Source organism: Pseudomonas sp. No.21, from assembly GCF_054558415.1.
Genome location: NZ_BAAJNO010000003.1, coordinates 403,314 through 417,180 on the forward strand (window position 1 = coordinate 403,314; position 13,867 = coordinate 417,180).

Annotated in this window: 12 protein-coding genes; 7 read left to right on the plus strand and 5 right to left on the minus strand. The window is 68.8% G+C overall.

What is annotated here, in order from left to right; genetic code table 11:
* Positions 1 to 699 carry a DNA repair protein RecO gene (recO, locus tag ACYJSS_RS07770; RefSeq protein ID WP_236204472.1) on the plus strand — a complete coding sequence of 233 codons (699 nt, stop codon included), beginning with the start codon at positions 1 to 3 and terminating at the stop codon, positions 697 to 699.
* The gene (gene pdxJ, locus ACYJSS_RS07775) at positions 692 to 1,441 is read left to right on the plus strand and encodes a pyridoxine 5'-phosphate synthase (RefSeq protein WP_111260521.1); all 750 of its coding nucleotides are present in this window, start codon (positions 692 to 694) and stop codon (positions 1,439 to 1,441) included. Before recO ends, pdxJ begins: the two co-directional genes overlap by 8 nt.
* Before the next feature lie 248 nt (positions 1,442 to 1,689).
* Here pdxJ and cmoB read toward each other — a convergent pair whose 3' ends face one another.
* Genes cmoB through ACYJSS_RS07790 form a run of 3 tightly spaced genes read right to left on the minus strand, consistent with a single transcriptional unit; the run spans position 1,690 to position 4,125 of the window.
* Entirely contained in the window at positions 1,690 to 2,658 is a 969-nt protein-coding gene (gene cmoB, locus ACYJSS_RS07780; RefSeq protein ID WP_236204471.1) for a tRNA 5-methoxyuridine(34)/uridine 5-oxyacetic acid(34) synthase CmoB, read from the minus strand.
* A complete protein-coding gene (gene cmoA, locus ACYJSS_RS07785) occupies positions 2,655 to 3,431 on the minus strand; it encodes a carboxy-S-adenosyl-L-methionine synthase CmoA (RefSeq protein WP_178082927.1) in 777 nt (258 codons plus the stop codon). Before cmoA ends, cmoB begins: the two co-directional genes overlap by 4 nt.
* A gap of 52 nt (positions 3,432 to 3,483) precedes the next feature.
* Positions 3,484 to 4,125 (minus strand): lysoplasmalogenase, encoded by a 642-nt coding sequence (locus tag ACYJSS_RS07790; protein ID WP_236204470.1) that lies wholly within the window; start codon positions 4,123 to 4,125, stop codon positions 3,484 to 3,486.
* Positions 4,126 to 4,296: 171 nt separating this feature from the next.
* Between ACYJSS_RS07790 and ACYJSS_RS07795 the strand changes: the two genes are divergently transcribed.
* A complete protein-coding gene (locus tag ACYJSS_RS07795; protein ID WP_236204469.1) occupies positions 4,297 to 5,994 on the plus strand; it encodes a diguanylate cyclase in 1,698 nt (565 codons plus the stop codon).
* A 72-nt stretch (positions 5,995 to 6,066) separates the two neighbouring features.
* Here the strand turns inward: ACYJSS_RS07795 and ACYJSS_RS07800 are convergent, their stop codons facing one another.
* Entirely contained in the window at positions 6,067 to 6,465 is a 399-nt protein-coding gene (locus tag ACYJSS_RS07800; RefSeq protein WP_111260526.1) for a protease inhibitor I42 family protein, read from the minus strand.
* Positions 6,466 to 6,536: 71 nt separating this feature from the next.
* Positions 6,537 to 8,936 carry an endopeptidase La gene (gene lon, locus ACYJSS_RS07805; RefSeq protein ID WP_236204468.1) on the minus strand — a complete coding sequence of 800 codons (2,400 nt, stop codon included), beginning with the start codon at positions 8,934 to 8,936 and terminating at the stop codon, positions 6,537 to 6,539.
* 167 nt (positions 8,937 to 9,103) lie between these two features.
* Here lon and ACYJSS_RS07810 point away from each other — a divergent pair, with 167 nt between their 5' ends.
* The 4 genes from ACYJSS_RS07810 (at position 9,104) to ACYJSS_RS07825 (ending at position 13,867) form a co-directional block, all read left to right on the plus strand.
* Entirely contained in the window at positions 9,104 to 9,856 is a 753-nt protein-coding gene (locus ACYJSS_RS07810; protein ID WP_111260528.1) for an AraC family transcriptional regulator, read from the plus strand.
* 144 nt (positions 9,857 to 10,000) lie between these two features.
* Positions 10,001 to 10,687 (plus strand): methylamine utilization protein, encoded by a 687-nt coding sequence (locus ACYJSS_RS07815; protein ID WP_236204467.1) that lies wholly within the window; start codon positions 10,001 to 10,003, stop codon positions 10,685 to 10,687.
* On the plus strand, positions 10,674 to 13,016 hold the full coding sequence (locus ACYJSS_RS07820; RefSeq protein ID WP_236204466.1) for a putative bifunctional diguanylate cyclase/phosphodiesterase: 2,343 nt from the start codon (positions 10,674 to 10,676) through the stop codon (positions 13,014 to 13,016). Before ACYJSS_RS07815 ends, ACYJSS_RS07820 begins: the two co-directional genes overlap by 14 nt.
* Positions 13,013 to 13,867, plus strand: a complete 855-nt coding sequence (locus ACYJSS_RS07825; RefSeq protein ID WP_459479580.1) for a DUF3034 family protein — start codon at positions 13,013 to 13,015, stop codon at positions 13,865 to 13,867. Before ACYJSS_RS07820 ends, ACYJSS_RS07825 begins: the two co-directional genes overlap by 4 nt.

Here is a 13,867-nt window from a genome sequence, read left to right on the forward strand (position 1 = left end):
ATGCAGACCAGTGCGCAACCGGCCTTCGTGCTGCATAGCAGGGCCTACCGCGAAAGCAGCGCACTGGTGGATTTCCTCACCCCGGAAGGTCGCCTGCGCGCCGTCCTGCGGGGTGCGCGGGGCAAGGCCGGTACCCTGGCCCGGCCCTTCGTGCCGCTTGAGGTCGAATTCCGCGGCCGCGGCGACCTGAAGAACGTGGGGCGCCTGGAAGGCGCCGGCATCCCCCACTTCCTCACCGGCGAGGCCCTCTTCAGCGGGCTCTACCTCAATGAGCTGACCATCCGCCTGCTGCCGGCCGAAGCGCCGCACCCCGCGATGTTCGACCACTATGCCGCGACCCTCCAGGCCCTGGCCGCCGGCCGACCGCTGGAGCCGCTGCTGCGCGCCTTCGAATGGCGCCTGCTGGACGAGCTGGGCTATGGTTTCGCGCTGGACCTCGACCTCAGCGGCGCGCCCATCGTCGCCAGCGGCATCTACCGCCTGCTGCCCGACGCCGGCCTGGAGCCCGTCGGTCAGTTGCAGCCCGGCCTGTTCCAGGGCGCCGAGCTGCTGGCCCTGGCCGAGGCCGACTGGAGTGCCCCCGGTGCCCTCGCTGCGGCCAAGCGCCTGATGCGCCAGGCCCTGGCGCCCCATCTCGGCGGACGGCCGCTGGCCAGCCGCGAACTCTTCATGACGATCAAGGAACTTACCCGTGACTGAAGCCAACCGTGTTCTGCTCGGCGTCAACATCGACCACGTCGCCACCCTGCGCCAGGCCCGCGGCACCCGCTATCCGGACCCGGTGAAGGCCGCCCTGGATGCCGAGGAGGCAGGCGCCGACGGCATCACCGTGCACCTGCGCGAGGATCGCCGACACATCCAGGAGCGCGACGTGCGCGTACTCAAGGAGGTCATGCAGACCCGCATGAACTTCGAGATGGGCGTGACCGAGGAAATGCTCGCCTTCGCCGAGGAAATCCGCCCCGAGCACGTCTGCCTGGTGCCGGAAACCCGCCAGGAACTGACCACCGAAGGCGGCCTCGACGTTGCCGGCCAGGAAGCGCGGATCAAGGCCGCGGTCGAGCGCCTGGCCCGCCTGGGCAGCGAAGTCTCCCTGTTCATCGACGCCGACCCGGTGCAGATCGAAGCGTCCCATCGCGTCGGTGCCCCGGCCATCGAGCTGCACACCGGCCGCTATGCCGACGCCCACACCCCGGAGGAGGCTGCCCGTGAGCTGCAGCGCATCCGTGAAGGCGTGGCCCTGGGCCTGAAGCTGGGCCTGGTGGTCAATGCCGGCCATGGCCTGCACTACCACAACGTCGAGCCGGTGGCCGCCATACCCGGCATCAATGAGCTGAATATCGGTCACGCCCTGGTGGCCCACGCGCTGTTTGTCGGCTTCAAGCAGGCGGTGGTCGAGATGAAACAGCTGATCCAGTCGGCGCAAGCGTCACGAGCTTGAAGCTTGAAGTGCCGTGTAGGGTGGGTCGGGCGGCGTTCCGTGAGCGTAGCGAAACCCACGTGGTCGCGGTTCGATATGACTCCGAAAGGGTGGACCGGTGAAGCGGGGTCCACCCTACGCCCAGGCTGTGAAAGCAGATAAGCCCGGGGGTTGACGATCTCCACCGATCCCCCAGGCTCTTCCAGCTTCCAGCTTCCAGCTTCCAGCTTCCAGCTTCCAGCTTCCAGCTTCCAGCTTCCAGCTTCCAGCTACGGCTTGCGTGCCACCACCACCGCCCGTGCCGGGGCAGGGAGCCCCTCGATCGTGCGGCTGTGGTCGGCGGGGTCGAGGAACTCGGGCAGCGACTGGAAGCGCATCCACTCGGTGCTGCGCTGCTCGTCGACGCTGGTGACGCTGACGTCCACGCAGCGCACATCGACGAAGCCTGCACGGCGCAGCCACAGTTCCAGCGCCGGCACCGATGGCAGGAACCACACGTTGCGCATCTGCGCATAGCGGTCCTCGGGCACCAGCACCTGCTGGGCGTCGCCTTCCACCACCAGGGTTTCCAGCACCAGCTCGCCGCCACGCACCAGGCAGTCCTTGAGGTCGAACAGGTGGTCGATGGGCGAGCGGCGGTGATAGAGCACGCCCATGGAGAACACCGTGTCGAAGCCCTCCAGCCTGGCCGGCAGCTCTTCCAGGGCCAGGGGCAGGTGCCAGGCGGGCAGGTCCGGCAGGAAGCGCTTCATCGCCAGGAACTGGCAGAAGAACAGCCAGTTGGGGTCGATACCCACCACGCTCTCGGCGCCGGCGCCGAGCATGCGCCACTGGTAGTAGCCGTTGCCGCAGCCCACATCCAGCACCCGCTTGCCGCGCAGGTCGAGGTGCGGCGAGACCCGTGTCCATTTCCAGTCCGAGCGCCATTCGGTGTCGACGTGCACGCCGAACAGCTCGAAGGGCCCCTTGCGCCAGGGGATCAGCCCCTGCAGGGCCGCCTTCAGCGTGGCGCGGGTGGCGTCGTCGCAGGGGCCGTCGAGGGCGAAGCGCCGGGCCAGCTCCACGCTGGTCGGGGTCAGCGCGGGCAGGGCCTCCACCGCCGCGCCCCAGCGCGCCAGGTCACCGTGGCCGACGGCCAGCTTGGCGTCGAGCTGGGCGGGCAGGTCGGCGGCCCAGTCCTGCAGCGGGCTGCCCATCAGCGTCTGCTGCAGGGCGTCGAGATCGAGCGTACGGATCATGGCAGGGCGATCAGCGAGGCGAAGTTGAGGCACTGGAACCAGGGCACCACGCGGGAGAAGCCGGCCGCCAGCAGGCGTTCGCGGTGCTCCTCCAGGCTGTCCGGGCGCATCACGTTCTCCAGGGCGCTGCGTTTCTGGGCGATTTCCAGCTCGCTGTAGCCGTTGGCGCGCTTGAAGTCGATGTGCAGGTCGGTGAGCAACTCGTGCTCCGCCGCGTCGTTGAAGCGCAGCTTCTCCGAGAGGATCAGCGCGCCGCCCGGCAGCAGCGCCTGGCGGATGCGCGCCAGCAGCGCCTGGCGCTCCTCGCGGGCGACGAACTGCAGGGTGAAGTTCATCGCCACCAGGGATGCGGGCTCGAAGTCCAGAGCGAGGATGTCGGCCTCCAGGACTTCCACCGGCAGCAGCTCCTGGTACATCGAGTCCTGGGCATGCAGGTATTCGCGGCAGCGCTCGACCATCGCCGCGGAGTTGTCCACGGCCAGCACCCGGCAGCCTTCGCTGCGCACATGGCGACGCAGGGCCTGGGTCACCGCGCCGAGGGAGGCGCCGAGGTCGTACAGGCGAGTATTGGGTTGCGCGAAGCGGGCGGCCAGCACGCCGATGTTCTCGACGATGGTCGGGTAGCCCGGCACCGAGCGCTTGATCATGTCCGGGAACACCTTGACCACGTCCTCGTTGAACGCGAAGTCGGTGACTTGTGCCTGAGGCGTGGCGTAGATGCGGTCGGGGTTGTGCTTCACGGGGCCGGTACCAGCTGGTGGAAAGGCCGGCATTCTAGCCAAGACCGCGCCCGGCCAGAATCCCGGCGTGCCGATCGGTCGAAAATCAGCGTCGCCCGTGCAGCACCGCCGAGGCGACGATGCCCAGCTGCCCCAGCCAGTAGGTGAGCATGATGGCCAGCCCGGCCGCCTCGAAGGGCGCCACGAAGCGGTTGATTCCCAGCAGGCTGTCCGAGACCACGAAGCACAGCGCCCCCGCCGCCGCGACCCGCACCGAACGCCGCCCCGGCTCGCTGGTGCCCAGGCGGGCCAGGGCGCGCCAGAGCATCGCGCTGATGGTCAGGGCATAGAGTGCCACCGGCACCAGCAGGCCGCCGAGGCCGCCCCGGGCCAGCACCGCGAACATACCGATGCCGAACAGGGCCGCCGCCAGCAGCGCCAGGGGCGCCAGGCGCCGGGTATCGGACAGGTAGGCGCCGATATAGGCCAGGTGGCCGAGCAGGAAGGCCGCCAGGCCGAAGACGAAGAAGTCCGGCGACCCCTGCAGGAGCATGTCGCCGGCCAGGCACAGCAGCAGGCCCAGCACCACCCAGCGTCGATAGTGGCCGGGTGGGGCGCTGCGCGACAGCCAGGCGAGGAGGGCGAGGATGGGCACCGGCTTGGTCAGCAGGCACAGGGTCGACAGGTCGTTGGCATCTCCATACAGGTAGGCCAGCGCACCGGCCTGCCCGATCAACAACCACGGCATGGAGAGCTCCTCGTGCTGGGGGGAGGGCGCCGTGCGGCGGCCCGGCGGGCTTCATGGCCCTGCGCCAGTCTGCGCATCGACGCGATCGGGCTCCAGGCGCAAAACGCCAGGTGCAGTCGCCGATTGCGCCGCTAGACTGAAAACGCACCCCGCTACGAGGACAACGATGTGATGAAGACGGTGACTCGTCTGCAGGCCGGATTCCTGCTGGCGATCGGCATGCTGGCACTCAATATCGTGCTGCCGCTGGCCACCACCCGCTGGGTCGGCAGCGCCGAGCGCCAGCTGGAGCGGCATGAACACACCGCGCGCGAGCTGACCGACCTCCTGTCCTCCCTCAAGGACGGAGAAACCGGCCAGCGCGGATTCGCCCTGACCGGCCGCGACGACTACCTGACCCCGCTCTACCAGGGCTACGGCGATGTCGACAAGGACATGGCTCGCTTCCGCGTCACCCTGGCCGGCGACGAACTGTTCGACGACCTGCAGCTGCTCGCCAGCCTGATCGCCGAGCAGCGCGCGTTCTTCGCCCGGGTCATCGAGCTGCGCCGGAGCGACGGGCTGGCCGCCGCCAGCGAGCTGGTCGGCACCGGCAAGGGCAAGCAACTGATGGATGCGATCCGCCTGCGCCTCGGCGAGATGCAGGGGGTGGTCGAGCAGCGCGTGCTGCTGGCCAAGCAGGAGATCGACTGGCGTGGCTGGGCCGGGATGGCGATGCTGGGGCTGATCACCCTGCTGGACCTGCTGGTGATCGCGCTGCTCTTCCATTTCACCTTCCGCCTGCTGCGCGAGGGCCGCGAGGCCCGTCTGGCCCAGAACCTGCTCAGCGAGCAGCTGAGCCTGGGCATGCAGCGCGTGGAACTGCGCAACCACCAGATCTCGTTGTTGAGCCGCATGGCTGGTGCCCTGCATTCGGTGAACGAGTTCGACGAGTGCTTCGGCATCATCAGCCGCTTCGCCGGCCAGCTGTTCCCGCAGAGCGATGGTTGCCTGCACCTCTACCATCCCTCGCGGGACGTACTCGAAGAAGCCGGCCGCTGGGGCGGCTGGGAGGCCGGCAGCGTCGAGCTGTTCGAGCCCGACGACTGCTGGGCCATCCGTCGCGGGCAGAGCCACCTGGTGCTGGACGTGGACAAGGACCTGGTCTGCCCGCACCTGCACGAACGTCACCTGGCCCGGAACGGGTCGCTTTGCGTGCCCCTCATGGCCCAGGGCGAACCCCTGGGGGTGATGACCCTGTGTGGCGGGGGCACCGACCTGGAGCTGGCCGAAGCCTTCGCCGAGCAGGTGTCCCTGGGCGTGGCCAACCTCAGCCTGCGTGAGAGCCTGCGCCAGCAATCGGTGATGGACGCCCTGACCGGCCTGCACAACCGCCGCTTCCTCGACGAGACCCTGCGCCGCGAATTGCTGCGTGCCGGTCGCAAGCAGTCGCCGGTGATCGTCGTGCTGCTGGATGTGGACCACTTCAAGCGCTTCAACGACACCTTCGGGCATGAAGCCGGCGACCTGGTCCTGCGCCACCTGGCGCTCGAAATGAAGCGCCACGTGCGCTCCAGCGACCTGGCCTGCCGCTACGGGGGCGAGGAGTTCGCCCTGGTGATGCCGGAGATCAGCCTCGAAGATGCCATCGATCGCTGCGAGGCGCTCCGTCTCGGGGTCACGCGCCTGCAGATCCGCTACGGCGGCCAGCCCCTGGGGCCCATCGCCATTTCCCTGGGCCTGGCTTGCTTCCCGGCCGATGGCGAAAGTGCCGATGCACTGCTGCACGCAGCCGACAGCGCGCTGTACCAGGCCAAGCGCGCCGGTCGCAACCAACTGTGCCTGTACCAGGGCATGCGCGGCCAGCACAGCGTCACCGCCGAGCCCTAGGCGTGGCGGTGGACTGCATGGGGATTGTGAGCGTTTCGCCAGCAGGGCCCGCCAGGTCGCGGGCCCGCGCGGTCAGTCGACGCTGACCTGGCAATCGAAGGTCTGCTCCGGCGCCACATCGGCTTCCCAGGGGCGCTGGTAGACCAGCAGCAGACGGCCTTCGCCGCTCTGCGCGGCGTTGAAGCGCCAGGTGGATTCGCCGGCGCCGCCTACCAGGCCGGCTTCCTCCGGCGTGTCGTACACCTCAGGGCCGAGGCTGCGCAGCACGCCTGGCGCGGCGTCCTTCACCACCCAGCGAAAGCCCGTGGTGGGGTTGCTCGGCAGGGTCAGGACCAGCAACTGGCCCTTGTCCAGCTCGATGGGGCAACTGCTCTGTTTCTGCACCACCAGGCTGGTGGATTCGTGGGCGCACGCGGCCAGCAGCATCAGGGCGGCGGGCAGCAGCAGGCGGGGAAGGCGGGCAGGTTTCATGGACGGCTCCGTCGTTCAAGGGCCGGAGCAGCATATCCGCTGCTCCGGCCCCTGGGTAGGCACCGCAGGGCTCAGCCGAACAGCACCTTGGCGACATCCGAGAAGCGCCGGGCGAAATGCACCGTCATGCCCTCGCGCAGGTAGTCCGGCAATTCCTCGTAGGAGCCGCGGTTGGCCTCCGGGATGACCAGTTCGAAGATCTTCTGCCGCCGCGCGGCGATCACCTTCTCGCGCACCCCGCCGATGGGCAGCACCTGGCCGGTGAGGGTCAGCTCGCCGGTCATGGCCACGCCCTTCTTCGGTGCCTGGTCGCGGGCCAGGGAGAGCAGGGCGCTGGCCATGGTGATGCCGGCGCTGGGGCCATCCTTGGGCGTCGCGCCTTCCGGCACGTGGAGGTGGACGAAGGCCTGGTCGAAGAAACCGGCGTCGCCACCGAACTTCTTCAGGTTCGAGCTGATGTAGCTGTAGGCGATCTCGGCCGACTCCTTCATCACCTCGCCCAACTGGCCGGTGAGCTTGAAGCCCCGGTTCAGCGTATGGATGCGCGTCGCCTCGATCGGCAGCGTGGCGCCGCCCATGCTGGTCCAGGCCAGCCCGGTGATCACGCCGGTGCCCGAGAGCAGCTGCTCCTTGCGGAACGGCGGCATGCCGAGGAAGGGTTCCAGATCCTTCTGCGCGACCTTGATCCTGGTCGCCGGGTCCTCCAGCAGCCTGACCACCGACTTGCGGATGATCTTGCCCAGCTGCTTCTCCAGCTGGCGCACCCCGGCCTCGCGGGCGTAGCCCTCGATCACCGCGGTCAGCGCGCCGTCGGTGATCGACAGGCGCTCCTTCGGCACCCCGGTGCGCTCCAGCAGGCGCGGCCACAGGTGGCGCTTGGCGATGGCGTGCTTCTCCTCGGTGATGTAGCCGGACAGGCGGATCACCTCCATGCGGTCCAGCAGGGGCCCGGGGATGGAGTCCAGGGTATTGGCCGTGCACACGAACAGCACCTTGGACAGGTCCATGCGCAGGTCCAGGTAGTGGTCGAGGAATTCGACGTTCTGCTCCGGGTCCAGCGTCTCCAGCAACGCCGACGCCGGGTCGCCCTGGTAGCTGGCGCCGAGCTTGTCGATCTCGTCGAGCATGATCACCGGGTTCATCACCTCCACCTCCTTCAGCGCCTGCACCAGCTTGCCGGGCAGGGCGCCGATGTAGGTGCGGCGGTGGCCCTTGATCTCGGCCTCGTCACGCATGCCGCCGACGCTGAAACGGTAGAAGGGGCGCCCCAGCGATTCGGCGATCGACTTGCCGATGCTGGTCTTGCCCACGCCGGGCGGGCCCACCAGCAGCACGATGGAACCGGCGATCTCGCCCTTGAAGGCGCCGACGGCGAGGAATTCGAGGATGCGGTTCTTGATGTCGTCGAGCCCCGCGTGGTGCGCATCGAGCACCTTGCGCGCATGGCCGAGGTCGAGCTTGTCCTTGCCGTACACGCCCCAGGGCACGCTCGTGGCCCAGTCGAGGTAGTTGCGTGTCACCGCATATTCCGGCGAGCCGGTCTCGAGGATCGACAGCTTGTTCAGCTCCTCGTCTATGCGCTTCTTCGCCTGCTCCGGCAGGACCTTGCCCGCCAGGCGCTGCTGGAACTGCTCGGCATCGGCGCTGCGGTCGTCCTTGGTGATGCCCAGCTCCTGCTGGATGATCTTCAACTGCTCCTTGAGGAAGAACTCGCGCTGGTGCTGGCCGATCTTGCGGTTCACCTCGGCGGAGAGCTCGCTCTGCAGGCGCGCCACCTCCACTTCCTTGCGCAACAGCGGCAGCACCTTCTCCATGCGCTTGAGCACCGGCACCGTGTCCAGCACTTCCTGCAGCTCCCGGGCCGGGGCACTGGTCAGCGCGGCGGCGAAGTCGGTGAGCGGCGAGGGGTCGTTGGGGCTGAAGCGGTTGAGGTAGTTCTTCAGCTCCTCGCTGTACAGCGGGTTGAGCGGCAGCAGCTCCTTGATGGCGTTGATCAGCGCCATCCCGTAGGCCTTCACCTCGTCGCGCTGGTCCGCCGGGTTGCGTGGGTAGTCCACCTCCACCAGGTAGGGCGGGCGATGGCGCTTGAGCCAGCCCCGGATGCGCACCCGTGACAGGCCCTGGGCAACGAACTGCAGCTTGCCGCCCTCGCGGCTGGCGTGGTGCACGCGCACCAGGGTGCCGTGTTCCGGCAGGGTGGACGGGTCGAAGTGGCGCGGGTCCTCCGGCGGGTTCTCCATGAAGAACAGCGCCAGGCAGTGGTGGTCGGTCTTGGCCACCAGCTCCAGGGTCTCGGCCCAGGGCTCCTCGTTGACGATCACCGGCAACACCTGGGCCGGGAAGAACGGGCGGTTGTGGATGGGGATGATGTAGACCGTGTCCGGCAATGTCTGTCCGGGCAGGACCAGGCCTGTGCTGTGCGGGGCGGTCGCTTCTTCGACCAGATCGGCGTTGATGTCCTGATCGCTCATTGGGCACCTGGTAGCTGGGAATTTAAGGCGTGTGGTCGGGGCATGTGAGGCAGATGGGGCTGTATCGCGGGCTTTTCAAGCGCCTGGATCGCCCTCGTGCTGCCGGGCGGTGCTGGGCAACGGCTGGCCACTTGCCTAAAATGCGCACATTCTGACCACGACCCGCCATGCTAGTTGCCCGCCTTCTGCGCCTCGATGAACAGGCCCACGCCCACGCACACGGTCATCACCAACTGGTGATGTCCCTGGCTGGCCGCGCCGAATTCGAGGTGAACGGCCGGGGCGGCGAGGTCTGCCGCATGCGCGCCTGCCTGGTGCCGGGGGATGCCGAACACCAGTTCGCCGGCATGGGCGAGAACCGCATGCTGATCCTCGACCTGGACGAGCAGGGCACCAGCAGCGAAGACCGCGAACTGCTCGTGCGCCTGTTCGAGACCCCGCGCTACCCCGAGCTGGACGCCGATTTCCAGAACCTCCTCAGCTACGCCGGCGCCGAGCTGGCGCGCTACGGCAGCGACCCGATCCTCGCCCGCTCCCTGGGGGGCGTGCTGCTGCGGGCCCTGCACCTGCGCCTGTTCGGCGACTCGCCCCGGCGCCCGGTCGGTGGGCTCGACCTGGAGCCCCTCGACGCGCACATCCGCCAGAACCTGGCGCGGCGCATCAGCGTCGCCGAGCTGGCCCAGGTCGCCTGCCTCAGCCCCAGCCATTTCCACGCCCAGTTCAAGGACAGCGTGGGCCTGAGTCCCCACCAGTACCTGCTCAAGACCCGCCTCGATCGCGCCGCCCGGCTGCTGCGCGAAAGCGACCTGGCGCTGGTGCGCATCGCGGAGGAATGCGGCTTCTCCAGCCAGAGCGCGCTGACCAACGCCATGCGCCGCTACCTCGGCCTCACCCCCCGGCGGCTGCGCAGCGGCCATTGAGGCGAAGGTGATGGCCAGTTGCTTCCGTCCCCCGCGTGAAGTTCCGCCGATCGACAGCTAATCTGCAATCCAACTGGTTCGCACAGGCCAGGGGCATGGCGCACGAACCGGCCCCTGCCAGCCGTTGAAAGGGTGGAAGACGACATGCTGCGCTTCACTCCATGGGCCCCCGTGGTGGGCCTGATCGGTCTTTTGTGTTGCCTGGGCGGTACGCTCTCGGCGGCAACCCTGCAGGCCGAGGTGGTCGATGGCCATGGCCAGCCGCTGGGCGATGCGGTGCTCAGCCTGAAGGGCCCCACCGGCAGCCTCCCCCTTCCCGACAAGGGCGTGATGGACCAGCGCGACAAGCAATTCGCCCCCTACGTACTGGCGGTGCGCACCGGCACCGCCGTGAGCTTCCCCAACAGCGACAACATCCGCCACCACGTCTACTCCTTCTCACCGGCCAAGCGCTTCGAGCTGCGCCTCTACCAGGGCACGCCGGCGGCCCCGGTGGTGTTCGACAAGCCCGGCGTCGTGGTGCTCGGCTGCAACATCCATGACTGGATGCTGGGCTACGTCTACATCACCGACGACCCCTTCTTCGCCGTCACCGATGACACCGGCCGCCTGGCCCTCGACCTGCCGCCGGGGCGCTATGTCGCCAGCCTCTGGCACCCCCAGATCGCCAACATGCTCCCGGTCGCGGTGGGAGAGATCGAGATACCCGCCAGCGGCCTGCAGCGGCGTTTCCCGCTGACGCTGCAGGGGGCGCCGGCCGCGCAACCTCCCGCGCCGCAGGAGAAGGGCTTCGGCGCCGCATTCAAGAGGGCCACGGGTGAGGCTCAGTAACAGCTTCCAGGCGCGCATCGCCTGTGTCCTCATTCTCCTGCTGCTGGTGGTGATCGGCGCGCTGTACTTCGCCGTCAAGGTCGCCACCGGCGCCGCCGTGCAGGCCCAGGCGCGCGAGGAGCTGGACATAGGCGGGCGCGTCTTCGAGCGCCTGCTGGAGTCGCGCAGTCGCCAGCTGCACGATGCCGTGCAGGTGCTGGCGGCCGACTTCGGCTTCAAGGAGGCGGTCGCCAGCGGCGACGAGGAAACCATCCGCTCCGCCCTGGGCAATTCCGGTGCACGCATCAACGCCGGTGCGGTCATGCTCCTGGGCATGGACGGCAAGCTGCAGGTCTCCACCGCCGGGCAACTCGGCAACGACTCCTCAGCGCGCCTCGCCGAACTGATGCAGGAGCACCAGCGCAATGGCGGGCAGGGCTTGCTGCAACCCATCGACGACGACATCTACCTGCTGGTCGAGGCCAACGTCACCGCGCCCATCCCCATCGCCCGCGTGGTCATGGGCTTCCGCCTGGACGCCGACTTCGCCAGCGAGATGCGCGATCTGACCCATCTGGACATGAGCCTGGTGGCGACCCAGGTGGGCAAGCCGGACATCTGGCTCAGCACGCTGCCGGGCGACATCGAGGAGGCGCTCAGGAGCGAGATCAAGACCCGCGATGGCGACATCCTGCGCATCGGCGAGCAGCGCTACATGGATCGCCGCCTGGTGCTGTCCAGCGGGGCGGACTACCAGGTGCTGCTGCTCCTGCACAAATCCCTGGAGCAGGCCCAGGAGGCCTTCGCGCCGCTGGACCGGGACATCCTGCTGATCGCCCTCTGCGCGCTGCTCGGCTCCCTCGCCGGCGCGCTGCTGCTGGCCCGCAGCGTTTCGCAGCCGGTGCGGCAACTGGCCCTCGCGACCCGGCGCATCGGTGAAGGCGACTACCAGAGCACCGTCGAACTGCACCGATCCGACGAGCTCGGGCAGCTCGCCGGCACCATCAACCGCATGCGCGAGGACATCGCCGAGCGCGAGCGCCAGCTCGCCCACAACGCCCTGCACGATTCGCTCACCGGCCTGCCCAATCGCGCCCTGGCGCTCGACCGGCTGGGCAGCGCCATCACCGCCGAACGTCCCACCGCGCTGCTGCACCTGGGCATCGGCAATTTCCGCGCGGTCAACGAAGCCTGCGGGCCAGGCGGCGGCGACCTGGCCCTGCAGCAGATCTGCCGGCGCCTGCAGGCCACCTTGCGGCCCGGCGACAGCCTGGCGCGCCTGGTGGCCGACGAATTCCTCCTGCTGCTCGAAGGCGCCGACCGCGACAGCGCGGTGGCCGCGGCGGACAAGCTCCAGCAACTGCTGCTCCGCCCCCTGCGCGTTGGCAGCCTCGACGTTGCCATCGACTCGCGCATCGGCATCGCCTGTTACCCCGCCGACGGTGGCACGCCGGACGAACTGCTGCGTCGCGCCAGCATCGCCATGCAGGACGCCGCCCAGGCGCCCGGCCACCTGCAGCTCTACCAGCAGGGCCGTGACGACGCCCAGCAGCGCCAGGTGGTGCTGATCCGCGACCTGCGCCACGCTGCCGGGCGCGGCGAGCTGTTGCTGCACTACCAGCCCAAGCTCGACATCGCCGAAGGCCGGGTGCTCCAGGCCGAGGCGCTGCTGCGCTGGCAGCACCGGCAGTTCGGCATGGTCTCGCCCGGCGAATTCATCCCGCTGGCCGAGCGCACCGGCAGCATCCAGTCGCTCACCGCCTGGGTCATCGAAGAGGTGCTGCGCCAGCTCCAGGAGTGGGCCGGGCGGGGGCTGGATCTGCAGGTCTCGTTGAACATCTCCGCCGAGGACCTGATGAGCCGCGACCTGGTCGAGCGGGTATCGGCCCTGCTGCACAGCTACCGCGTGCACCCCGAGCAGGTGGTCTTCGAGGTCACCGAAAGCGCGGTCATGGGCGACCCCGTGCAGGCGCTCCGCGTGCTCAACGGCCTGCGCGATTTGGGCATCAGCCTGTCGGTGGACGATTTCGGCACCGGCTACTCCTCCCTCGCGCAACTGAAAAGCATGCCGGTGCAGGAGTTGAAGATCGACCAGTCCTTCATCCGCGAACTGGACGAGACCAGCGAGGATGCGGTCATCGTCCGCTCCACCATCGAGATGAGCCACAGCCTCGGCCTCAAGGTGGTCGCCGAGGGCGTCGAGCACGCCCACAGCCTGCGCCTGCTCGAACGCTGGCGCTGCGACACCGCCCAGGGCTACCTGATCAGCCGGCCGCTGTCGGCCAGCGCCTTCGAGGCCTGGATCGCCCAGCCGCTCCGTTCCCCCCTCGCCGCAGTGAACTGCCCATGAACTCGATCCTCGCCCTGTTCATCGCATTGACCCTGCCCGTCGCCGCGATCGCCGACGACGGGCGCCTGCTGGCCACCGGCGGCGCGACCAGCGTCGAAGGCGCCGCCGGTGGCGGCATCACCCCTTGGGCGGTGCTGGCCGGTTATGGCGAGAAAGGCGAGTGGGGCGCCACGGCCTTCGCCACCCGGGTCGAGACCGGCGACTACCGCCTCGACGCCGCCGGGGTGGCCGCCTCCTGGGACAACCGCGTGGAGCTGTCCTACGCCCGCCAGCGCTTCGACCTCGGCACCCTGGCCCGCGACCTGGCGCTGCCGGAGAACACCCTCAGCCAGGACGTGCTGGGGCTCAAGGTGCGGCTGTTCGGCGATCTGATCTACGACTCGCTGCCGCAGGTCTCCCTGGGCCTGCAGTACAAGCGGCAGAAGGATTTCCTCATCCCTTCCCTGGTCGGTGCCCGGCGCGACGAAGACACCGAGGGCTACCTCGCCGTCAGCCGCCTCATCCTCGGCGGCGCCTTCGGCTACAACCTGCTGCTCAATGGCGGGCTGCGCTACAGCCGGGCCAACGAGCTGGGCCTGCTGGGCTTCGGTGGTGACCGCCGCGACGAGCGCTCGCTGCTCAAGGAGGGCGCCATCGCCGTGCTGCCCGACCGCCACTGGGCCGTTGGCGTCGAGTACCGGGAAAAGCCCGACAACCTGAGCTTCGCCGGTGAAAGCGACTGGGCGGACCTGTTCATCGGCTACTTCCCCACCAAGAACCTGGCGGTGGTGCTGGCCTATGCCCGCCTCGGCGAGATCGCCACCCTCGACCACCAGGACGGCGTCTACCTGTCCGTGCAGGGGAGCTTCTGA

What these genes read in the sequence shown, in the direction of transcription:
- ACYJSS_RS07810 (WP_111260528.1), top strand. Translation starts at nt 9,104, where the DNA reads ATGCTAGTTGCCCGCCTTCTGCGCCTCGATGAACAGGCCCACGCCCAC.
- ACYJSS_RS07795 (WP_236204469.1), top strand. Translation starts at nt 4,297, where the DNA reads ATGAAGACGGTGACTCGTCTGCAGGCCGGATTCCTGCTGGCGATCGGC.
- cmoA (WP_178082927.1), bottom strand. Translation starts at nt 3,431, where the DNA reads ATGCCGGCCTTTCCACCAGCTGGTACCGGCCCCGTGAAGCACAACCCC.
- cmoB (WP_236204471.1), bottom strand. Translation starts at nt 2,658, where the DNA reads ATGATCCGTACGCTCGATCTCGACGCCCTGCAGCAGACGCTGATGGGC.
- ACYJSS_RS07790 (WP_236204470.1), bottom strand. Translation starts at nt 4,125, where the DNA reads ATGCCGTGGTTGTTGATCGGGCAGGCCGGTGCGCTGGCCTACCTGTAT.
- lon (WP_236204468.1), bottom strand. Translation starts at nt 8,936, where the DNA reads ATGAGCGATCAGGACATCAACGCCGATCTGGTCGAAGAAGCGACCGCC.
- ACYJSS_RS07800 (WP_111260526.1), bottom strand. Translation starts at nt 6,465, where the DNA reads ATGAAACCTGCCCGCCTTCCCCGCCTGCTGCTGCCCGCCGCCCTGATG.
- ACYJSS_RS07815 (WP_236204467.1), top strand. Translation starts at nt 10,001, where the DNA reads ATGCTGCGCTTCACTCCATGGGCCCCCGTGGTGGGCCTGATCGGTCTT.
- recO (WP_236204472.1), top strand. Translation starts at nt 1, where the DNA reads ATGCAGACCAGTGCGCAACCGGCCTTCGTGCTGCATAGCAGGGCCTAC.
- ACYJSS_RS07825 (WP_459479580.1), top strand. Translation starts at nt 13,013, where the DNA reads ATGAACTCGATCCTCGCCCTGTTCATCGCATTGACCCTGCCCGTCGCC.